The organism is Ruegeria sp. J8 (assembly GCF_056531925.1).
In genome coordinates this window covers 72,813-93,857 of the sequence record NZ_JBQFMR010000012.1, presented here as the reverse complement: position 1 = coordinate 93,857, position 21,045 = coordinate 72,813, and the positions used below count along the sequence as shown (strand labels likewise).

General features: G+C 55.2%; 24 protein-coding genes. 8 read left to right on the top strand and 16 right to left on the bottom strand.

Annotation, left to right across the window (positions count from 1 at the left end; all coding sequences use genetic code 11):
• Positions 1–302: 302 nt before the first annotated feature.
• Complete coding sequence (locus tag ACR0L1_RS20670; RefSeq protein WP_170634676.1) at positions 303–965, top strand: L,D-transpeptidase; 663 nt, start codon at positions 303–305, stop codon at positions 963–965.
• Positions 966–1,006: 41 nt separating this feature from the next.
• Here ACR0L1_RS20670 and ACR0L1_RS20665 read toward each other — a convergent pair whose 3' ends face one another.
• Positions 1,007–1,279, bottom strand: coding sequence for a hypothetical protein (locus ACR0L1_RS20665; RefSeq protein ID WP_209251491.1), 273 nt, complete (start codon positions 1,277–1,279; stop codon positions 1,007–1,009).
• Between the two features lie 189 nt (positions 1,280–1,468).
• Between ACR0L1_RS20665 and ACR0L1_RS20660 the strand changes: the two genes are divergently transcribed.
• Complete coding sequence (locus ACR0L1_RS20660) at positions 1,469–3,802, top strand: heavy metal translocating P-type ATPase (protein ID WP_209251492.1); 2,334 nt, start codon at positions 1,469–1,471, stop codon at positions 3,800–3,802.
• Positions 3,803–3,854: 52 nt separating this feature from the next.
• Here ACR0L1_RS20660 and ACR0L1_RS20655 read toward each other — a convergent pair whose 3' ends face one another.
• The 7 genes from ACR0L1_RS20655 to ACR0L1_RS20625 form a co-directional block, all read right to left on the bottom strand.
• Positions 3,855–4,019: a hypothetical protein gene (locus tag ACR0L1_RS20655; RefSeq protein ID WP_170481525.1), complete on the bottom strand. Its 165-nt coding sequence runs from the start codon at positions 4,017–4,019 to the stop codon at positions 3,855–3,857.
• Between the two features lie 99 nt (positions 4,020–4,118).
• Entirely contained in the window at positions 4,119–5,486 is a 1,368-nt protein-coding gene (locus ACR0L1_RS20650) for a M23 family metallopeptidase (RefSeq protein WP_209251493.1), read from the bottom strand.
• Positions 5,483–6,109: an SCO family protein gene (locus ACR0L1_RS20645; RefSeq protein ID WP_209251494.1), complete on the bottom strand. Its 627-nt coding sequence runs from the start codon at positions 6,107–6,109 to the stop codon at positions 5,483–5,485. Before ACR0L1_RS20645 ends, ACR0L1_RS20650 begins: the two co-directional genes overlap by 4 nt.
• On the bottom strand, positions 6,109–6,588 hold the full coding sequence (locus tag ACR0L1_RS20640; protein ID WP_209251495.1) for a copper chaperone PCu(A)C: 480 nt from the start codon (positions 6,586–6,588) through the stop codon (positions 6,109–6,111). Before ACR0L1_RS20640 ends, ACR0L1_RS20645 begins: the two co-directional genes overlap by 1 nt.
• Before the next feature lie 18 nt (positions 6,589–6,606).
• Positions 6,607–7,266, bottom strand: a complete 660-nt coding sequence (locus ACR0L1_RS20635; protein WP_209251496.1) for a DsbA family protein — start codon at positions 7,264–7,266, stop codon at positions 6,607–6,609.
• Entirely contained in the window at positions 7,263–7,685 is a 423-nt protein-coding gene (locus ACR0L1_RS20630; RefSeq protein ID WP_209251498.1) for a disulfide bond formation protein B, read from the bottom strand. The genes ACR0L1_RS20635 and ACR0L1_RS20630 overlap by 4 nt, the downstream gene beginning before the upstream one ends.
• 5 nt (positions 7,686–7,690) lie before the next feature.
• Positions 7,691–8,254, bottom strand: coding sequence for an SCO family protein (locus ACR0L1_RS20625; RefSeq protein ID WP_209251500.1), 564 nt, complete (start codon positions 8,252–8,254; stop codon positions 7,691–7,693).
• A gap of 213 nt (positions 8,255–8,467) precedes the next feature.
• Between ACR0L1_RS20625 and ACR0L1_RS20620 the strand changes: the two genes are divergently transcribed.
• Both ACR0L1_RS20620 and ACR0L1_RS20615 read left to right on the top strand, forming a co-directional pair.
• Positions 8,468–8,896 carry a MerR family transcriptional regulator gene (locus ACR0L1_RS20620; RefSeq protein WP_170634659.1) on the top strand — a complete coding sequence of 143 codons (429 nt, stop codon included), beginning with the start codon at positions 8,468–8,470 and terminating at the stop codon, positions 8,894–8,896.
• Positions 8,897–8,993: 97 nt separating this feature from the next.
• Complete coding sequence (locus ACR0L1_RS20615; protein ID WP_170634657.1) at positions 8,994–9,755, top strand: transglutaminase-like domain-containing protein; 762 nt, start codon at positions 8,994–8,996, stop codon at positions 9,753–9,755.
• Positions 9,756–9,952: 197 nt separating this feature from the next.
• Here the strand turns inward: ACR0L1_RS20615 and phnE are convergent, their stop codons facing one another.
• The 4 genes from phnE to ACR0L1_RS20595 are packed head-to-tail and all read right to left on the bottom strand — an operon-like array spanning position 9,953 to position 14,176.
• Positions 9,953–10,696 (bottom strand): phosphonate ABC transporter, permease protein PhnE, encoded by a 744-nt coding sequence (gene phnE / locus ACR0L1_RS20610; RefSeq protein WP_209251502.1) that lies wholly within the window; start codon positions 10,694–10,696, stop codon positions 9,953–9,955.
• Positions 10,696–11,466: a phosphonate ABC transporter ATP-binding protein gene (locus ACR0L1_RS20605; RefSeq protein WP_209251504.1), complete on the bottom strand. Its 771-nt coding sequence runs from the start codon at positions 11,464–11,466 to the stop codon at positions 10,696–10,698. Before ACR0L1_RS20605 ends, phnE begins: the two co-directional genes overlap by 1 nt.
• Positions 11,463–12,323, bottom strand: a complete 861-nt coding sequence (locus ACR0L1_RS20600; protein WP_170634651.1) for a phosphate/phosphite/phosphonate ABC transporter substrate-binding protein — start codon at positions 12,321–12,323, stop codon at positions 11,463–11,465. Before ACR0L1_RS20600 ends, ACR0L1_RS20605 begins: the two co-directional genes overlap by 4 nt.
• On the bottom strand, positions 12,323–14,176 hold the full coding sequence (locus tag ACR0L1_RS20595; protein WP_170634649.1) for a cytochrome c peroxidase: 1,854 nt from the start codon (positions 14,174–14,176) through the stop codon (positions 12,323–12,325). Before ACR0L1_RS20595 ends, ACR0L1_RS20600 begins: the two co-directional genes overlap by 1 nt.
• Before the next feature lie 116 nt (positions 14,177–14,292).
• Here ACR0L1_RS20595 and mntR point away from each other — a divergent pair, with 116 nt between their 5' ends.
• Together mntR and ACR0L1_RS20585 are read left to right on the top strand one after the other, a co-directional pair.
• Positions 14,293–14,745: a manganese-binding transcriptional regulator MntR gene (gene mntR / locus ACR0L1_RS20590; RefSeq protein ID WP_170634647.1), complete on the top strand. Its 453-nt coding sequence runs from the start codon at positions 14,293–14,295 to the stop codon at positions 14,743–14,745.
• Positions 14,746–15,215: 470 nt separating this feature from the next.
• The gene (locus ACR0L1_RS20585) at positions 15,216–15,713 is read left to right on the top strand and encodes a L,D-transpeptidase family protein (RefSeq protein ID WP_170634645.1); all 498 of its coding nucleotides are present in this window, start codon (positions 15,216–15,218) and stop codon (positions 15,711–15,713) included.
• A 416-nt stretch (positions 15,714–16,129) separates the two neighbouring features.
• Here ACR0L1_RS20585 and ACR0L1_RS20580 read toward each other — a convergent pair whose 3' ends face one another.
• The 3 genes from ACR0L1_RS20580 to ACR0L1_RS20570 form a co-directional block, all read right to left on the bottom strand.
• Positions 16,130–17,083 carry a helix-turn-helix transcriptional regulator gene (locus tag ACR0L1_RS20580; RefSeq protein ID WP_170634642.1) on the bottom strand — a complete coding sequence of 318 codons (954 nt, stop codon included), beginning with the start codon at positions 17,081–17,083 and terminating at the stop codon, positions 16,130–16,132.
• 187 nt (positions 17,084–17,270) lie between these two features.
• The gene (locus tag ACR0L1_RS20575; RefSeq protein ID WP_480860624.1) at positions 17,271–18,560 is read right to left on the bottom strand and encodes a helix-turn-helix domain-containing protein; all 1,290 of its coding nucleotides are present in this window, start codon (positions 18,558–18,560) and stop codon (positions 17,271–17,273) included.
• A 367-nt stretch (positions 18,561–18,927) separates the two neighbouring features.
• Positions 18,928–19,422, bottom strand: a complete 495-nt coding sequence (locus tag ACR0L1_RS20570) for a hypothetical protein (protein WP_170417962.1) — start codon at positions 19,420–19,422, stop codon at positions 18,928–18,930.
• 383 nt (positions 19,423–19,805) lie between these two features.
• Here ACR0L1_RS20570 and ACR0L1_RS20565 point away from each other — a divergent pair, with 383 nt between their 5' ends.
• Positions 19,806–20,162: a hypothetical protein gene (locus tag ACR0L1_RS20565; RefSeq protein ID WP_480860622.1), complete on the top strand. Its 357-nt coding sequence runs from the start codon at positions 19,806–19,808 to the stop codon at positions 20,160–20,162.
• 51 nt (positions 20,163–20,213) lie between these two features.
• Entirely contained in the window at positions 20,214–20,627 is a 414-nt protein-coding gene (locus ACR0L1_RS20560) for a thermonuclease family protein (RefSeq protein WP_480860621.1), read from the top strand.
• Positions 20,628–20,813: 186 nt separating this feature from the next.
• Here the strand turns inward: ACR0L1_RS20560 and ACR0L1_RS20555 are convergent, their stop codons facing one another.
• Positions 20,814–21,005 carry a hypothetical protein gene (locus ACR0L1_RS20555; protein WP_480860619.1) on the bottom strand — a complete coding sequence of 64 codons (192 nt, stop codon included), beginning with the start codon at positions 21,003–21,005 and terminating at the stop codon, positions 20,814–20,816.
• Between the last annotated feature and the right edge of the window lie 40 nt (positions 21,006–21,045).

The window sequence follows — 21,045 nt, the reverse complement described above, 5'->3', positions numbered from 1 at the left end:
GACAGATAAGCTGTTGCAAAGCCGCGCCGAATTCCCGTCTTGTTCCTTTGGCTTGCATCGTCGGAAACCGAAAACATGAAGCAACTACAATGGGCATTTCGGTTCTTTCCATTGCTTTTTTGACCCAGTCCAAAGCAAACTCGATCAAATCAGAGTTCACGCCACCGCGCACCTGATCGACTGGATAAACTAAGCGTTACCTGAAACCTCTTGAAGCTCTAGCTGCTAGAGGCTTTAAGACTCGAATTTGATCGTGAAAATGCGATGCAAATACATTGAACTTGTGAACCAGGCTGAGATCTATGCTGACAAGGCGCTATTTCATTCAATCAACCACTGCGCTGTTTTCCGCGTCTGCGGCCAGTCCATTGATCGCCAAAACATGGCCAACCTCGTCGCAAAAGACCTATTGGGACAGCCAGGTCACGCCATTTGATTACGATCCAGCGACCTCAAATCCATGGGGCGTTCATGACCGTTTTTTACCACGACGTGTCGTAGCAAATGATGGTTTGGTTCCTGGTGACATCCATGTCGATGCGGTCGCGCGCTATCTTTACCATATCGAGGAAGGCGGGACCGCAATGCGCTATGGCGTTGCGATCGCGCGAGGGAACCTTTACGAGCCCGGAACCTATGCTATCCGGCGCAAGGTCGAGTGGCCACATTGGACGCCAACGGCTTCAATGATCGAGCGCAACCCCGAATACGCGGAATTTCGGGATGGTATGGAACCCGGGCCAAGTAATGCTCTCGGCTCTCGAGCCCTTTATCTATACGTTGGAAATCGAGATACATATCTCAGAATTCACGGCACGCCTCAGCCTAGAAGCATCGGTGGTCGCGCAAGTTCTGGATGTGTTAGAATGATCATGGCCCATATCAATGATCTCTACCCACATGTAAGAATCGGCTCGACCGCATATTTATACTCGGCCGAAGATAGCGTCACAGCCCGCTCATAAATTTTGGGCAGCGTAGGTGGACGTCGTCGCCCTCTTTTTTATCAGGCGTCTCGCGCGGCGCAGATCGGAGCGCCATTCGTCGCGCGCAATGGTACCAATGTCGTCTCGACAGGTCCGCTGTGCTCATACCAGAAGCAATTGTCTTCTGGCAAAAGGCGTGCCGTGGCCAGATCCTGCCCCGGCCCTGCCAGCGCAACGACTGAATCTGGCACGTTGCCTGGTTCAAGTGCTTTGCTTTTGGCCCCAGTGAACTGGGCTGAGCAACCGGCAGTAATCGAGACTAACGTGATGGTAATTGCGATCCGTTTCTGCATTGACCTGTTCCAGAATTTTTTGCGTCCTCTGCGACTAGATTGCATCCACGCGACCAGCCCGCAAGAAGGAATGGAGTGTCGGTATCACGCGCAAGGAACCCGGATGCTAAAAAATTCAGAAAGGTATTGAAGCTCTAGTTACTGTAGGAACTACTTACAAAGGACCATAGAGATTCTTGAGGTCCGATCATGTCATCCGATACCCATAGCCACGACCATGGCCACGAAAACAAACATGGTCACCACGCATGCAGTAGTGGCGGGTGTGGCGCCATCGCCCCCGCCGGTCCAATTCCTGACGGCGGTAGAAGCTTTCAGGTCTCTGGCCTCGATTGCGCCGAAGAGGTTGTGATCCTGAACCGGGTTATCGGCCCGAAAGTTGGTGGTGAAGAGCATCTCGCTTTTGATGTCATCAACAGTCGAATGACGCTTCTTGAAAGTGCTGCCAAGCTTTCTGACGAAGACGTCATGCTGCTGGTTGCCTGCACCGGTATGAACGCCAAACCTTGGGATGACGGAAATGCCGCCCTGGATCAGGCGGCGCATATTGCGCGTCAGCGACGGTTCACCACACTCAGCGGAGGTTTTTGGGCGGCAGGCTTTGGCTGGCACATCTTCGAAACAGGCATGGGCGGAGCGCTTGGACTGTTTTCGGGACATGGTGAGGTTCCGATGCCTTTGCCCGAGGCCACTTTGTTCGCGGTCGCGATCTTGTTTGGCGTCTGGCTGGTGGCCCCCAAGGCCTGGTCTTCGGCGCAGCGCCTTTCGCCGGATATGAACCTTTTGATGGTTGTTGCCGTCGCTGGTGCCATCGGTCTGGGTGAGTTTTTTGAAGCGGCAACTGTAGCATTTTTCTTTTCGCTCTCTCTTTATCTGGAAAGCTGGAGTGTCGGACGGGCTCGCAACGCAGTATCCGCGCTGCTTGATCTGGCCCCCCCGACGGTTCGGCTGGTTCGTGCTGACGGCTCAGAGGCAACGGTCCCGGCGGCGGATGTCTTTGTCGGCGACAGCTTCATCGTTCGGGGTGGGGATCGCATTCCACTTGACGGGGAAGTCATCGAAGGGGCCGGTGCCGTTGACCAGGCTCCAATCACAGGTGAAAGCGCACTGATCCCCAAAGAGCTGGGTGATGAGGTCTACGCCGGCACAATCAATGGTGAAGGCACCCTCAAAATACGTGCGACGAAAACAGCGTCCGATACCGTGCTTGCCAAGATCATCCGGATGGTCGGTGATGCTCATGCGCGCCGTGCGCCGGTTGAGCAGTGGGTAACAAAATTTGCGCGGATCTATACGCCCATCGTTATGGTCGTTGCAGTGGCCATCGCCCTGATCCCACCGCTTGCATTTGGCGCATCGTGGGGCTTTTGGTTTTACAATGCACTTGTTCTTCTGGTTATCGCCTGCCCCTGTGCACTCGTCATTTCCACGCCGGTTTCAATCGTTGCGGCTTTGACCGCTTCGGCCCGGGCCGGGGTTCTGATTAAGGGCGGTGCATATATCGAAGCCCCCGGGCGCACTACCGCACTGGCCATGGACAAGACCGGCACGATCACCATGGGCGAGCCTGAAGTGGCCAATGTCTATCCGCTGGGCGGCGCATCCGAGCGGGAACTGTTGGCAAGCGCTGCCAGCCTTGAGGTTCGATCTTCACACCCGTTGGCCCGCGCCATTCTCACCAGGGCAGAACAGACCGACATTTCGATATCTGCGGCTGAAGATATCCGAACCGTTCCCGGTCGGGGTCTTGAGGGCCGCACCGAGCGCGGAAATATCTGGCTTGGCTCTGACCGCTTCGCTGTAGAGAAGGGCTTTGGCGCGTCCATTCCTGCCGAATTGAGCAACCAGATCGAGAGCGCGGGAAGCACACTTGTGGTTGTCGGGGATGAGAACGGAGTCACCGGTTTGCTTGAGCTGCGGGACCGCATTCGCCCCGAAGCCAAGAACATCGTTGCCCGGCTTCACGCGCAGGGCGTGAAGTCAATCATCATGCTGACAGGTGACAACGAACAAACCGCGAGAGCGGTAGCAGCCGAAGTCGGCATCGACGAAGTCCGGGCCCAGCTTCTGCCGGAAGACAAGGTCGCTGCGATCGAAGAACTGGCAGAGCAACACGAGATGGTTGCGATGATCGGCGATGGCGTCAACGATGCACCTGCGATGGCTCGGGCACATTATGCGGTCGCGATGGGTGCAGTTGGGTCCGACGCTGCTATTGAGACCGCAGATATTGCTCTAATGACCGACGACATCGGTAAAGTACCCTGGCTGATCGACCATTCACGTCGAACCATGTCGATCATCCGTCAGAACATCGGCTTCTCACTTGCGACCAAAGCATTGTTTGTGACTCTGACGGGTTTTGGGCTGGCATCCATGTGGGGTGCAATCGCCGCGGATGTCGGAGTGTCCTTGCTGGTCGTGGCCAATGCCTTACGGCTTCTGAAAGCTCCGGAAGATCACACCGCCCAGACTGCGGCAAATACCCTTGGCTCGCACGGAACAGGCGCTGCGACCACATAAGAGTGGAAGCCGGACTTCAAGGTGTCCGGCTTTCGCCTCGCTTACTGGCGCGTTACATCAGGCGCACAACTGCGATCGAAAGAAAGAACGCCACCAGGCCAAAAGCGATGGCATATCCTGTAGCGTATTGAAGAATATCAAGGCTGTTGCCATTCCGGCGCTTTGCCAGGACCCCACCCCAAACGGCGCCAACCAAGGCCCCCGCGATTGCCATCATCTTACATCCTCTGATTTGGTTCTTCTGCAGTGCAGTTCGCTTCAGGTGCGCATACCCGCTAACTGATAGCCGCGCACCTGAAGCCGTTTTAAGAAACTCTCACGAACTAGATTCGCTTTTTTTGGCGACGGTATTGCCCAGCTGTTCCTCAAGCTGTGCCCGAGCATTTCTTAAGCGTTTTCGCGCTGCTTCGCTTTCAACCTCGTTGTTCGCAGCGGCAGCAAGTCGGTCGTCAGAAAGCGGGTCCGTTGGGCGCCCGTCAACCAATACTTCATAATGAAGATTGGGGCCGGTCGCGGTGCCGCTCGACCCGACACGGCCAACCATCTCGCCAGCCTCCACGCGCTGACCTTTGGCCAGACCATCGGCGGTTGCGCTAAGATGCGTATATCGCGTGACCGTATCCGATCCATGAGCGATTTCCACCACACGCCCATACCCCCCGCGCCAACCAACATAGGATACCCGGCCCGGAGCTGTCGCATGTACCGGCGTGCCGCGTGCAGCAGCAAAATCGACACCTGTATGCATCCGCACATTGCCGTAGACCGGGTGTTTTCGCCGACCAAAGACTGAACTCAGGCGCGCGCCTTCGACGGGTTGGGCAAAGACACGAAGAAGTTCACCATCAACATAGATCGTGGCGCGACCGTTGTCGTCGTCTGGCCATGCTATTTCGTAAAGCCGATCATCAACTTCCAGCGCCGCAAAAATGAGCTCGGACTGGCCCACCCTCTCGCCATCGATGCTCTTTTCGCGCCAGAGAAGACGGAGAGCTTCACCACCTGTCAGGTCCCTCCGAAAATCCACTGTCCCGCTCAGCATCTGAGCGAGATCCACCGCAAAACGAACCGGGATCTTTGCGCTACTCAGCGCATTTGAAATCGAAGTTTCGATCTCTGTTTTGCGGGCCAGAATGACAGTGTCGGGTTCCGGTGAGACCACGCGCGTGGACAACGTCTCGCTAAGTGTCACTTCAATTCTCACGCCATCTTCCACGGCGAGCTCCACACTCCACAGTTGATCCGCTGCCGTTGCAACGACTGTTATCGAGTGACCCGGCCGCAAGCGCCGCAAGTCGTATTCAGCGCCAAGTGCAAGTGCGATTTCGGCGCGATCGGTTGCGTCGATCCCCGCGTCAGACAGCATACTGTCGAGTGTGTCACCCACTGCAAGCTCGCGCGTCCATGTTCGTGAAGGTGGTTCAACAGGTGGCAAAGGTTCCTCTGCCTGAATGGGTTCCGGCTGAGCAGGTCGAAACGAAACGGGGCTTGGAGCGAGTTCTGCCGATGGTACATTCAGCAACGGAGCCGATGTGATCTGCGGTTCCGCAGGAAGTTTGGGCAGCTGAAAGACCGTGGGCGCAGGCGCCGTCATTTCAGACCTGTTCGAGGCAATGAACATGATCGAAGCAATCGAGACGCTGCTGATCGCGATCGCCGAGGTTGCTAGAAACCGTGCGTTCATGATGTTGTATCCGCTCCACTTTTCAAAGCGCGGCGGATCTTGGGTACAGCGAACTCTCTCTGCTCATGATAGTCGATGGTGCTGACAAATTCGCCTGTGGGGTTAAACAGAAAAACACTTGCGGTGTGGTTCATTGTGTAGTCGCCATCTTCCAGTGGAACTTTTTCATAATTGGCGCGAAAGTCGTCTGCGGCTTGCGCGATTTGGTCCGAAACGCCGACCCAACCGCGAATAGCCGGATGAAAGTAGCTGACATAATCGGCCATGGCATCGACCGTGTCCCTTTCAGAGTCTACGGTTATAAACACGACGTTCAACTCGTCCGCGTCATTGCCCAGATCATCCAGCCAGAGGGAAATATCCGAAAGAGTCGTCGGGCAAACATCCGGGCAGTAGGTAAAGCCGAAGAACACCATTGTTGCACGTCCGACCAGCGATTGCGGGGTGACGGTGATCCCTTCGTGATCAACCATGCGAAAGTTCATGTCCGACAACGCAAGGGGGCGAAGGCGATCGGATTGAGCCGCTCCCGGCCCATCCACTTGCCACCATCCGGCAAAGAGCGTCAGGCCGATTGCTCCAAGTCCAGCAGACCCGAATGTGAGAACGCGTCGCCGCTGCATCAGCTCTCGGGGCCTCGCGCCGCGATGCCAAATATCGGCACGTTGACGGTCTTTTCTGCGCCATCAGCAAAGATAAGAGTCAGCGTAAAGCGCTCGCCTTCGATCATAGGGCGTTGCAGCCGCATGAGCATTGCGTGGAGCCCGCCCGGCTCAAGCGCTACGAAACCACCCGGCGCAATTTCCAGCTCGCCAGCGGGTGCCATGGAACTGACGCCCTCTGCATTGGTCGATGTCTGATGGATCTCGGGCATCCTCGCAAGATCGGTGCGGATAGACGTCAGCGTGACGGCCTCATTGCCGGTGTTGCGGATCGTCATGTAAGCGACCCCAGGTCGGTTGGAGCCAATAGAAGCGCGCGACCAGGCATCTTCAACGACAACATCGTTGCCCCCTGCCAGAACCGGTGCCGAGAGAATGGCCGTCAGACCGAATGCACTCAGTACACCTGCCAGAAGAGTATTTTTTGCAGTGAGTCTCATAGTACCTCTCGCTACTGCTCAGCTTTGCAGTGCTGCAACTTCTGCAGCGACCAGGCGCCTCAATTCAGCCTCACCAAACGGATCCAGAGATTTGCCATTGACGAAGAATGTCGGAGTTTGCCTTATACCGGCCGCTTCGACATCAGCGCGATCCTGATTGAGAACACCAACTGTCTGGGGCGCAAGCATTTGTGCCTGCGCTGCCTCGGCATCCAGTCCCGCCGCTGCTGCAATTCGAATAATAAGACCAGGCTCAGGCGCACCATGCGCGGCCCATTTGGGCTGCTCTCGCAGCACGGCTTCCAGGACCGGTTCAAAGACCCCCTGCATGCGTGCCGCTTCAAGCACGCGGATCGCCTCCTCTGAGCCTTCGCCATGGAAAGGGGTGTACCGGATCACAACACGCACGGCGTCTCCATGCTGAGCCATTATGTCCTTCACGACCGGATGAAAGGCACGGCAGGCTTCACAAGCCGGATCGAAAAATTCGACAATTGTAACCGGTGCGTCTTTAGGGCCGAGAACAGGCGAGTAGGAACGGATAAGTGTTTCGGCGATTTCGGGTGCGACAGGCTCGGTGTTGCCTGAAGCAGTCGTTCGGTTCACGTACCAGGCGGCGGCCCCGAATCCGGCCCCACCGAGCGCGAGAACGGACAAGATCATGCCACGTCTGTTCATACTTGTTTCTCCTTGAGTGAAAGGGCGCACAGAACGCCGATCAGCGCGAATGAAACGAGCGCCATCAGCGGAATCGGGATGCCCAAAACAGATTGATTTGCGTCGGTGCAGGACGGACCACTTGCCGAGCATGGTTGGATTTTTTCCGGGATCAGACCAGCATACAGGCCCATGTGCCACAAGGCGACAACGGCGCCCCCCAATGCCAGTGCTATCCCGTATCGGCCCACGTTCTGGTCCTGCCACCACAGGCCAAGCCCCAGTACGATCGCCAATGGGAACATGAACGCGCGCTGGAACCAGCACAGCACACAGGGCGTCTGCCCCAGGATCTCTCCAATGAACAGAACAGAAAGAGAAGCAACCAAGGCAATCGCCCAGGCCAGGCCGAGAAGTGTATCTTTAGAAAACCGGGACATGGTGCTCAGAGTCTCTGTTTCAGATCCGCAAGAATTTCTTCGGCAGGCGTGCCATAGGACCAGGACTGGACGAATCCAGCGTCCTTGTTGAACAGAAACAGATGAGAGGTATGCCCCATCGTATATCCATCCGGCGCAGGGGTTTGTTCGATCCGTTCGTAGAATATCGGAAAGGTCTTGGACGTTTGCGCAATCTGTTCTGGCGTGCCTGTAAGCCCAATGATCCCCGCATCGAAAAGTGGCACATACTCGGCCAGGACGGCCGGAGTGTCGCGTTCGGGGTCAATTGAAATGAAGATAGGTTGCACTTGGTTTGATTGGTCGCCCAGCCCTTCCTGCACTGCTGCTACCTCAGACAGTGTTGTAGGGCATACGTCCGGGCAGTTGGTGAACCCAAAAAACACCAACATCCATTTGCCCGCAAAGTCGTTCTGAGTACGGACAACACCAGAGTGATCTGTCAGTTCGAACCTGGCTTCGAACGGGACAGACCCCTCCTCAATCCGCGCAGGTCTATATTCTGACCACAGCATCAGATAGGCAAATGCCGCCGTTGCGACACCAGCCATTACCCATAAGATTTTCTGAAACACGGTCAGTTTCAAAGTTAGCCGTCCGCCTGTGATTCTTGGTTCAGAACGGCATGTACACCCTCTACCTGCTAGAGGTTCAAAGGGGTTTTTGAGCCTGCGGCTGGGTGTCACAGGTCCACCGGCTGGAAGGTACTATTGTGCGGTGTCGACGCGAACCTACATAAGCTGTAACTTTGCAAGGAGACCCAGATGCTGACGATCGGAACGCTCGGAAAAAAGACCGGAACCAAGGTTCAGACGATCCGCTACTACGAGCAGATCGGACTTATGCCGGAACCGGGGCGCACCGAAGGTGGCCAGAGGCGTTACGGCCATGCCGAACTGGATCGCCTTGCATTCATCCGTCATTCCCGCCAATTGGGGTTTTCGCTTGAGGCGATACGCGAACTGCTTGATTTGTCCGACGATCCGGATCGCCCATGTCATGAAGCCGACAGTATCGCGCGCCGGCAACTCAAACAGATTGAGCAAAGAATGGCGCGGCTGGAAGCGTTGCGGACCGAGCTGGAGCGCATGGTGCATGAATGCAGTGGCGGCAACACCTCGGACTGTCGTGTTCTCGAAGTTCTGCGCGATCATTCCGAATGTCTTACTGATCACGAAGAAATCGGCGCGTAACCCCGGGCAGCGTTATTGCGAACTGGAATTAGCCTCTTGAAGCTATAGTCACTATAGCAGTTAAAAGTCTTTCTGAGTTGATTCGACGAGAGACCAAATGCTGAACCGAGACCCGTTGCTAACCGCCACACCTCTGCTTGATTTTGAAACACCCGCAATTTTGGGGCTCATAACGGAACGGAGCTGGCCCGATCTGCCTGTATTGGATCGAATTGGCGCTATTTATGATTTCGTGCGTAACGAGATTGCCTTTGGTTACAACCGTGCAGACGATATCCCGGCGTCAGAGGTACTCGCCAATGGCTATGGGCAATGCAATACCAAGGGCACTCTTCTGATGGCACTGTTTCGCGGCAGCGGTATCCGATGCCGTTTGCATGGCTTTACGATCCACAAAGAATTGCAGAGGGGTGTGGTTCCCGAGCTTTTCTATCCGATGGCGCCGATGGAGATTGTGCATTCATGGGTCGAAGTCGAAGCAGAGGGTACGTGGCTAAAGCTGGAAGGCTTTATTCTGGATGAGCTTTTCTTACGCGTGTTGCAGCAGACATTTCCCAAAACAGAAAGCCTGTGTGGGTATGGTGTGGGGACGGATTGCCTGAGCGATCCCCAGGTCGAATGGGAAGGCCGTGACACATACATTCAAAGAAACGGCATCGTGCAGGATTTTGGGGTCTTTGACTCCCCTGACTCCTTCTATGTCCGTCACAGGCAGAACTTTGGCTTTTTCCGTGAACTGATGTACCGAGTCGTCGTGAGGCATTGGATGAACGCACGTGTCAGAGCACTACGCACTGGCAGGCTGGTAGCAAATGTTTCGGCAACACATTCCCATGGAAACAGCGGTGAATCCGTTTGAACGCTAGATTGGCACCAAGAATTTTCCTCAACGCAGGCGACTTTCAATCTAGCAAGCTTGAGGCCTTAACAAACCAGCGTGAGGGGGTGTGTAGCAGACTACACCGGCCCGGTTTCAAGCGAAGCATCCAACCTTCAACCGCGATGGAAGAAAGGAAAGACACGAGCCTTTTCCTTGGAGAATTGGGAGATTCCGGCTTAGTTGAACCGTTTTTGCAAGGCCGTATTCAGCGCCTCTGACAATAAAACCAGAACAATGATTGCCAACGTCACGGTCGCAGCCTTTTCATACTGAAACGACCGTACATAGGTTTGCACATACAGCCCGATGCCACCGGCACCGACAATGCCCAGTATCAGGCTTTCGCGCAGATTTAGTTCAAACCGAAATACGGTATCGCGCATGATCACAGGCGCCATCTGCGGCCAGATCGCCCAACGCAACTGTTGAATTCTGTTGGCTCCCGCGCTTTCAAGCGCCGCCACAGGAGCGGTAGCAACGTTGTCGATGGCTTCCGCATAGAACTTTGCCAACATGCCAGTCGCGTGAAATGTGATTGCCAGAATACCGGGAAGTGGTCCCAACCCAACAGCGCCCACCATTAGCATGGCGACCAGGATCAGCGGGATCGACCGGATAACCGCCAGCAAGGCGCGGACGGGGCGCCAAATTGTTGGTGACACCATAGTTTCAGAGGCCAGAAGGGCCAGTCCCGAGGACAGGATTACAGCGAACAATGTTCCCAGAATGGCGATCCTCAGTGTCTCCGCCAGCCCTGTCAGAACCTCGCGCCAAACGGACAGGTCAGGTGGGATCATGCGCCCCATAAACTCTGCCAGACGGGGCCCTGCGCCTGGCAGCTTGCCCAATCCCATATCCCCGCTGGTCAGCGACCACAGGATCGCCAGAGCCAGCATGACCCAAATGACAGATCGGCCCATCAACTGACTACACGCAGCCCCGATGTGACACTGGCGCCGTGATACAGCTCGTCGATGTCCCCGCTGGTAAATTGAGCCGACGGTTTGTCGAACAATACCACGCCATCTCGCAGGCCTATGATGCGCTCGGCAAAGCGGCGCGACAGATCCGGCTGATGCGAGCTGAAAATGACGCCGATACCACGGCTACGTGCAGAGCTTGTGATCAGGCTCAGAATTCGTTCGGCGTGAGCAGGGTCCAAATTGCTGACGGGCTCATCCGCAAGGATCAACTCGGGTTCTTGTGCCAGACATCTGGCAATCGCAACGCGCTGCCGTTGCCCACCCGACAACTGATCGGCACGGCGGCTTGCCAGGTCTGACAGCCCCGTATCCTGAAGCGCCCGTGTCACGCACATGTGGTCCTCTTCCCGGAACCGCCCCCAAAGCGAAGACCAGATATTCATCCGGCCCATCCGACCGTTCATTACATTCTGATAAACACTCTGCCGATCAACCAGTGCGAATTCCTGAAAGATAAAGCCGGTATTGGCACGGTCCTCGCGGGATGGAACCCCAGTTGCCAAAAGTGGCTTGCCAAGCACCTGGGCTTCGCCGTGCCAACCACGCAAACGACCGTCCAACAAAGCCAGCATCGTTGATTTGCCCGCACCCGAAGGACCGAGTAGCGCGACGCTTTCACCGGGCTGCACTGATAGTGAAACTTCTGTAAGCGCCGCTGCACTGGCAAAGTGTTGCGATATCGCGTTGAGTGAAACTACAGGATTCATTTCAGAAACCCATACCGCCGCGCAGTCTCGCGCACGCCCTCGTAAACCGATGGATCAGCAGGAAGATAGCCATCCGGGCCATAGAGGTAGGCCAACAGATGACGGTTCTCACTCTCGTTGAGGCGCAGCATGGTTTCAATGAACTTTGCCTGCAGCCCGGCGTCCAGATCAGGGCGGGCAATGATTGCGTGGCTGGGAATTTGTTCTGATTCCGCCAGCACCTTGACCTCGGCCTGCTGATCCGGGGTCAGATAGAGATCGGCATACTGGCTTGCGCCTGCCGCATCGACCAGTCCGTTGGCCATGGCCTGCATCGCTTGCTGATATCCGCCAGCAAAGAATTTCTGCCCGAAAAAGCTGTCGGCATCGCCCGTGCCCGCGAACAGCCCGGCGCGCACAAACAGATCAAGCGGATAGATGTAACCGGATTCCGAGACCGGATCGGAAAAGGCGATGTCACGTCCCCGGAGATCGGCCAGCGCTTCGATTCCGCTGTCACGCCGCACGAAGACCCGGCCCGAATAGCTGGGTTGCCCGCGATAAACCTCGGACAATAGCGGTACGGCGCCGATCTGGTCTTCGGCCAACACAAAGGGCAACGCTCCCATGAACGAGATATCGGCATCACCGTTGCGCAGCGCCTCAACGGCAGCAGCGTGGTCGAACGTGACAAACCCCGTGACCGGGACGCCCATCTGCTCTGAAAGCCAGCCGGTGATGACGTTGATGTCACCCAACAGCTTTTCGGGGTTCTCCTGCGGGATGAAGGCCAGCTTCAGCCCCTGGTCAGTTGCAGCCATTACGGGCATGGCTGCAGATGCGGCTGCAGCGACCAGAAAATTGCGGCGCGACAACATCAGAACATCCTCTCGTCAATTTCGGCCTGCATGGACTTGAACAGTTCCCACTGGCGGATGGCTTCGGTCCAGTTTCCTTCGGCGCTGGCATCGCCAACCGCTCGCAGGATCGCGGCGAATTCGTAGATTTCGGGCTTGGCGTTCTGATTGACCATGACACTGGCATCCGCGGCCAGATCAGGAGCTACCGTGTCGATCAGAACCGCTATGTTTTCGGCATCCTGCATCGGCAGCAGGGTATCGAGCGTACTGGCGAATGTCGTCAGCTCTTCCCAGGACAAGCGGAATACGCTGTTGCGACCTTCGAATACTTGATAGGGGTCTTCACCGTCTCCAACAGCTTCGACGTAGGCCGTCAGATCTGCGCGCTGTGCTTCGTCCAAACCCAAATTTTTGGTATCATTGAACCAGTCAACAACGCTGGCCAGCGTCGGCAGCGATCCGTCATGCATGTAAGGTGCAGTGAAATTGACGTTGCGCAGCGTCGGGGTTTCGAACGCAGAAGCCGTGCCGCCGGGGAATGGTGGTTCAGCGCTGCCGATGTCGTAGGTCAGACCATCGCGGAACTGACGGTCAGGCGTGTGACACGAAGCGCAGGATTTGTCACCAAGTCCGGCAAATTTGGTGTTGAACAGCAACTCCCCGCGCTTGGCGGCATCTGACGCCAGATCGGTCAGCTTGCCGGACCGGTCGATCTTTGGGTTGGGAAGAAAGTCGAACTGTTTGACATAGGCTTCCAGCGCGTCCAGTTGGAACGGCGTTGGTTCCTTTCCCGCGAATTCGGTCACAATCACATTTCGGATGAACCGGCGCAGGCTGGGTTCGCGCCCGTCGCGGCCATAAGGTGCGGTAAAGCGGATGCCACGCATAGAAGGCGTGTCCAAGTGATCATCGGTCCGGTCATTGAACATTGGATTGAAAAACGATCCGTCCACATCCATCCCACCCGGATGGGATGAAAGGCCCGGAATGAAGAAATCCCGGTTCACGTCGGAGCGGTTGTGGCAGGTCGAGCAGGCGATGCCCAACTCACGCGCCGGGCCGCCGAAGATTTCGGGGCTGTCGAACAGCATGTCACCGTAGGCCACCAGCGGTAGATTAGCTTCATCCTCACCCGCCTCCTCAAACTGAAGAACCAGCCGCGGCAGCTGCGCCTGATCTCCGATGTTTGACCCTGGCGGCAGCGTGGCGGGCATTGTGATTTGTTCGCCGGAAAGCACAACTGTTTCAGGCAGCGGTGTTAACTTGTCGCGTTGGGCATACTCGGATGGCAGATAGTTGGCACGAATATAGGCAGCGACAATGGCCTGAGCTTCTGCAAATTGGTCGGCATCCACCGTTTGGGCGCCGTTGCCCAGTACTCCTGCGCTGCCAAGGGTGGAGTTCAGAACCAGCCATGCCCGGCCCAGGTCGCGAGCCGCCGACGTGTCCGCAGCCTTGATACCATCTTCGAATGCGCGGAACAGAGCAGCCGCTTGCGCGACCTCGCGGGCCGCCTCAGGCTGACCCAGCGCGGTCTTTGCGACATCCAGATGGCGCAGGATTCCCTCCGCAATGGCAGTTGTGCTTGCTTCGAACAGCGCCTGCCGATCTTCGGCTTGCATAGCTTGGTTGATCGCAAGCGCTTCGTTGTCGGAGACGCGTGATAGGGGAGCGACCTGAATGTCACTGCCAGGTGCGGGCGAAGTCCAACTCCTCTCAATTTCATCCCAGGGAACCGGGGTTAGATTTCCCATGAACAAGGTCAGTCGATACGCGGCAGCGCGCGGGGCCCAAGGAGATTCTTCAATCGCCGTGGCATCCGCGATCACTGGCAGTGCGCAAAGAAGTGTGGACGCTATCAGATGTTTCATAGCACTGTCTATTTAAGTTAGCCTTGTCTAATTTAAGGATGAAGGCATGCTCATTGTCAAGCTCGGCTTTCAGGTGCATACACTGGAGACTAGACCAGCGACGTAATCATGAGCCGATGACCGAAACAAAACCGGTAAATTCAGATCGTAGTATTGATACCCAGGCGAGCGGGTTTGAGGCTGTGCGACAGGCTCACCAAAGCGAAATGGTTGAAGACTACGTTGAACTTATCGCGGAGCTGATCCATCAGAATGGTGCAGCGCGCCCGGTCGAAATAGCCGAGCGATTGGGCGTGACCCAACCTACGGTTTCCAAAAATTTGACTCGTTTGAAACGAGAGGGTTTCATTGAGCAAATACCTTACCGCTCACTTCAGTTGACCGATGCCGGGCGTCAATTGGCGGAAGCTTGTAGAAGGCGTCACCGGATTGTCGTGGAGTTCCTGATCGCCTTGGGCGTTTCACCGGAAGTGGCAGAGCATGACGCTGAAGGTATTGAGCATCATGTAAGTGACGAAACTCTTGCAGTGTTTGAACGGTTCGTTGGGCGGGCCGATGAAGCAAAGTAGAAACAAATAGAGCCTCAAATATGTTTGCGAAATTTGGTAGATCTAATTTCAGATAGACAGAGATTGTCCTAAGTTGCAGCTAGACAGTGACGCTATCTGAGGGTGGGTGGCCCGGCGCGAAACTACGTGGTACCTGAAAATCGATACAGGTGCAGCGTAGTGAACGAACCCTTAGAACAAGAATCCAATTCGGTAGACGATCTGGCTCGCTTAATAATCGGCGTCAAGATTTCCAGCGGCAAAAAACCTGACTACAGCAGCGATCTCGATACTGAATAGGCGAAAACTGAAAGGTTGCGTAAGAATAACAAATGTCGAAATCAAAGTGTCACTCATTGCACTGCTGACGAGGTGGCCACAACTGATCACTTGGTTTTCGGTTCCTGTCCTAGTGAGATCCAATACACCTTTGTTCAACTGGCCTTTAGTGATATTCTTTTGAAAAAATCAAAATGAGCCGGGCAGTTCCTATGAAAAGACGTTTGTTTCTCTCTGGCTTCATAGCCGCCTTTTTGTCTGGCTGTGCAAACAAGTTCCGTACTTACAATGGGCCGGTTGTGACTCGGCTTCGGCTATACAAAGGGCAGCGCCTACTTATCCTCGATGGTAGTGAGCGTGTCTTGCGGACTTTTCCGATTGGACTCGGATTTGCCCCCGAAGGTCACAAGCAATTCGAAGGAGACGGGCGAACACCTGAAGGCTCCTATGTAATTGACCGTCGCAATCCCGAAAGCCTTTTCCATCTTTCAATCGGAATCTCTTATCCGAACGAGGCGGATTCTGCGTTTGCCCGAGCTCGGGGTCGTTCTCCGGGCGGTGATATTTTTATCCATGGCGGCCCTCGCCCTGGAATTGATCCCACGAACAAGCGTGACTGGACCGCAGGGTGCGTCGCTGTCACAGATCAGGAGATTGAAGAGATCTACGCTATGGTCAAAGACGGAACGCCAATTGAAATCTATTCATAGAGGGACAGGTTCCAAATAGACAACGATTGCGGATTTGCCTTAGCGCTACGTTGACGGCGTCAGAAGCTATTACTGGAGCTTTCACGGCCAACGCCAGACTCGCTGTTTCGGCGAACGGGTCAGCACCTCCTGTGAAACCACGCTGGGCAAGATCCTCCAGTATACCAGGGCATTGCAGAGATAAGGCCTCAATCTCCAATTTTTGGCTGTTCGAACGAAGGTGACAGCATCTGCTGCCCTCGCGTCTAAGGGCTCTGTAGCCAAGCTTTGAACGTGACGCGTTTTCAGCAGAATAGGAGATTTAGAAACCAGAGTTAGAGTGGGCTCTACTACGGTGGCACAGCGGCGTAAGCGAAATTACGTGAAACTTGCGCCTGCGGTCTTTTCAAAGACAAAGCAGTGCGTTTTAGCCGAATTCAGAGATACCTAATCCGCAATCTTTGATCAATGTTACGCGCAAGTTCCTCGACCACCTCGTTTGCACTCAAGTTAAACTCTCTCACGAGATCCGTGATCTGGACCGGCTGAAAGCTATCAGCGTTCCGAACCAGTCTGCCGTCTTCAAAAGCGATAAACTCGTGAGACCTGCCACCCCAACGGACGATCCCACCGCATAGTCGCTGACTTTCCATATTGACCAGTTCGGCCACAGGGTCGGCAAAGAAATCGCTCCACTTAAGAAATCCAGTACTGACTGCCCGCGCCACTGCCTGTTCAATCGTCCGGCTTTTGAGCTTGGTGGTGATCGAAGCAGTCAGTGCCTCTACCATTCGCGAAGAATGCCCCGTCTGCCTGGCAATGACAGACGGTATCAAACCCGACGCGAGCATCTTCAACACATCCAGTTCATCGCCAGACAGGGAATCCGAGGGAAAGTTGAATACGGTTTCAATGACATCTAGCGCAAGCAGATGCAGGACCTGTGCCTCATGGCGAAGGGCAGGGAGCATTGTAGCGACCAAGGCGTCCCACTCAGACCGCGGCAGATTGGACGTAACCGTAAAAACACCACGCTCACCAAACGGATTGATAGCCGGAATGGAAAGGCCGTTCTGACCCACACCAAATTCCCTTGCAGCCTCGAATAGCGGTGCATGTTCACGCTGGTCATCAAACACAGCCCAATCAATTGGTGCAATCATTGCAGCGCCAAAGCGAATGAGGGGATCGGCCAGAACCAGATCGTTGTCGACGTAATGCCTGACCCATTCGGCCGGGAACGTGGTGCAGCCGTGGACAACGTTGTGATACTTGTCGATATGGGCGTAGGACGCATTTTCCAGTCCAAACCTGGAGCAAATCTCCTGGAGGCGCGCTTCGCCTGTTTGCCTGAAATCCAGTTCAGAATTGCCAATGTCCGCGATTTTCATAGATCGACTTTCTGTTCTGCGTTGCCGTCGAGGCCGATTAGCAACCTAAAGCTGAACAAACCACTCGGGAATTCCCGTAGCCAATCACAGATTTGAATACGGTTCTGTTCTGGAGGCGGAAACAGAGCGAAAACCTGCCGATGAGACACATGAATTGGAGAAGCTGGCAGCGCGCAACCCGACACTGTTAAATCCGCTTCTTGGGGTCTTGCGGAAGCCCGTCTTCCTCCTCCCGGGCTCTTCGTGCCAACAAACCCATGAAACTGGAAATCAGGTTCAATTCACCTCGTTCTTCTGCTTGAACCATTCCGCGCAGATATCCGCCCGGATTAACCACGGGAGGCAGCCGCGGATCACTCAGCCTCGCATCCACGATCACTCCCGAAAGGATCGCCCCCATGATGGTCAATCGTTCGATAGCCGCATGCCAGGCGGAGATATTGGTACCGATCTCAGACAGCCGGGACCAAGTGCCGGTCTCGATTGCATAGAGGCTTGGATTGGAATTCTGATCTCCACCCCCGGCGATATCGATATGCATGCGAAGTTCGGACGATGCCAGTTCATAAAGGGTACGGTTATTCACCCGAGGCAGTTTTTGGGTCTTGCGCGGTTCAGTATCCGTCGGATGATTGCTTTCTAAGCAATGCGGAGGGCCGTAAGGCCCGGAGCCCGAACAATTTGGTTCCTCGGCTTTAGCCGAGGACATTGTCTCATCGCCATCGGCGTTACAGGACAGAATTTCTTCTTCAATTTGGTCTTGTATATGGGACCCGAAACGAGCTTCGGGTTCACCCGAAATTCCAGCGTGTTTTGCGACATGCTCTTCGATCCGCTTCCAAAGGTCGTGAGCCGCCTGAACATGTGATCTGAGCCTATCCAACGACATGTATTTCAGCTTGTCAGCGCGCGGCCAGGATCGAAATTCAGCCATCATCTCGTCAACATCTTCGGAAGGGCAGGGGAGTAAGTGAAGCACAGCCAGACTATGTTTCACATATCGGTGAAGCCGTGATCGATCCCCGCGCAGCTCGTCATGCTCTTTCTTCTCAGCCTTGCTTTGCACGTCCGCGGCGCGCATCTCTGGAATGAGGTTCAGGGCAGGGGTCAGGAAGAGGCCAAGCCCCTTGCGCTTACACCGCGCGCCATTTGCACCAAGCCTACGTTCAATCAGACCAATGGATTCCAGTTCGCGTTCATGGTTGTGAATTGTTCGATCTGTCACGCCACGCCCGACAATCAGTGTTTCCTGTCGCGCGAAGCAAAAGGGTTCTTGAGACGGATCGCGAAACGCACATGGCGTAATCATATCGATGATGATCTCTAAGGTGCGAATACACTGGGCCGATGAGCCCCTTATTTGCGCATATCCCACACAGAGCTGTCGAAACCTGTCACGGTTCCAGCCCTCTGGGAGGCCGTTGTGGAAGCGATCTTTTTCGTAGTGTTGGGCGGTTGAGATATGCCGAAAGCTCATGGTTTCGACCTCGTTGGTAGGCGGCCGTCGTTTACAGCGCAGCGTCGGTCGCGCACATTGTTGGTAGATTGGGATAATGTCATGGTCTGCTTCTCATTGGGGAAGCAAGGCGGCTCGAACCTCAGCAAAAAGACATAGAAAAACCGTTCGCACAGATGCGTTTGTCCTTGTCAGTAATTTTGGAGTTTCCTATAAATCAGGTGATCAAACGTGACTTAAGAAGATCCCCGCTGAGGCCCCGCCTTGCGGGGGTTTTTGTTTCTGGGATTAAGTTTTTCCTCCGGGCCAATCGGCCTGGTTTAAAAATGCAGCTGGCGATTTTTGGTGGCATAGCCAGGAGCAACGCGTTGTACCGCAGGTCAGCACCTCAATATCGGATGAGTTCGTAGTCGCTGAACCCGAATGTGTCGGTCCACTCGACGCCAACGCCGCGGAAGTAGCTGGGAGGTTCACAGCGATTGCCCAGTGGCAGCCAGTAAGGGATTGGGGCAGGAGCGCGCTCGGACCAGCGAAAATTCGTATTATCGTCGTAGGTGCCAACCACAAGATCAAGCGAACGCTCGCAATCTCCCTCCCTTGAACGACGGCGATAGCTGTAGTGGCGCACATCCCAAACCCTGATGGATCTCACAACGTCGAAATCGGAAGAAGAAAGATCGACGCTGATCGGGGTGGCTTGGAAACCGTCACCGTATTGGCCGTGATGTGCATCGATCCTTCCTATCGAGATCGCTGCGTCTACCAGTATTGGCTTAGCGGTGTCATCCGATGGAAGCTCTGGAACTGGGCTAGCACTGGTGCGCTTGATGGCTTCCAACCGTTCCATAGGACCCAAGTCCGAGGGGCTGTGTGACGTATTCATCGGACAGCGCCAGAGTTGAAGCGGCGGTTCGACCGGGTAGGGTGTGATGCGCCGAATGAACTCCGCCTTGGCTGCGACGCAATCAGCCGAACTTGGCCAACCCCCGGCGAGGCAAAGGAATATGGCACAGTCAATTGGATAGGCACGAGCCTGCGTGGCTGGCAGTGCAGCGAGTGCAACTGCAAGGGCCTTCGCGCGAGTTCGATTTCCGGATTTTGAGTGTTTCAAGATGGTCTCTCCTGCTTGCGAATCGCCTAAGCAATATCCGGCCAATATATTTCTGACAATCCAATATCGTATATTGGCGGGTTTTCTTATATTGACGTAGATTGTGTTTTAGTCCACAACTTTTGGATGTAGAAGACGGCCCATAGGGGGTCGTCATGGCGGACAACAAGAGACAATACACTGTGGTAACCATCGAGATGGTCCGGGGCCTGAAAGAGGATCAGGTTCCCTTTACATGCCGCTACGAATTTATCGGACTCGCTTCCCTTGGACGACCTAAGTACCACTGCATTTACAGCTCTCCGAACTATGTCGGGGCGTTGTGCAAGTCGAAGATCTCTCGAGCAGGCGCTGAGCCCAGAGAGTTTGATCTCTGGCCTGGGCTTTTTAAGCATCACCAGGAATTTGGGGATGGGCGCATTCTCTGCGTCAAATCAGATTACACAATCGAGTCGATCACTCCCAAGGGTCTTGAAGCGGCGCAGGCACTGGACGCGAAATCTGAAACCTAACAACCGGCAGCGCGCGAACGCACAGCTGATCCATAGCTTGGGTTACGGCGCATGAAACGGCTTTTGTTCCTCAGCATTGCGCCCGTGTTGTTGTTCTTCGGCGCAGCTTGGATTGAACCAACCAAGCGAACAAAGACTCTGAGTGCTTCCGACGTGACTGCCGTTGACGGTGACACCATCGACCACGGCGACGACCGCTACCGCCTCATTGGTTTCGACACGCCTGAGACTTTCCGGCCGCAATGCGCAGCTGAAAAGGCTCTGGGATTGCAGGCGAAAGCAAGGCTGACAGAGCTCATCCATTTGGCGGACCAGATAGAGCTGGTCATCCAACCAGATCTGGACGTGCATGACCGCTTCCTAGCGGTTGGGCGTGTGGCTGGGCAGGACGTCGGGGCCATTCTGATTTCCGAGGGTCTCGCGCGCCCATACTCTGGCGGCAAACGCCGGTCCTGGTGCAACTGAAGGAAAGGATCAAACAACGACTTGATGACCAAAAAACGAAACCACCGAGCAGTGAGCGGTCCTGTCGATTGCGCCAACAACCGACAGGACAAGAAACGCCCTTAATCCATCCGGGCATTCCTCAAACATCAAGAGAGAACTGTACTATGGTAAAAACAGTAACCCTAGATGCCGATCTTAGATCGGTCAGCACCGCGCCAGAGTCAATGGGTGCGACCCTGAACAACGTGTCTGCGCTTGCGACGGCACAGCACTGACCAGCGACAGCGCCGAATAGGACATCCCCGACACTTTGGTCAGACCTTCCGGCTGATTGACCCAAGCTGAACGCTGGCTGTCTGCAAAGCCCGCGAAGGGTTCAGTGCTGTGTCCCGGCATCCAATTCCTGCTGCTCAGATGATCGGAACCTCAACCTCAT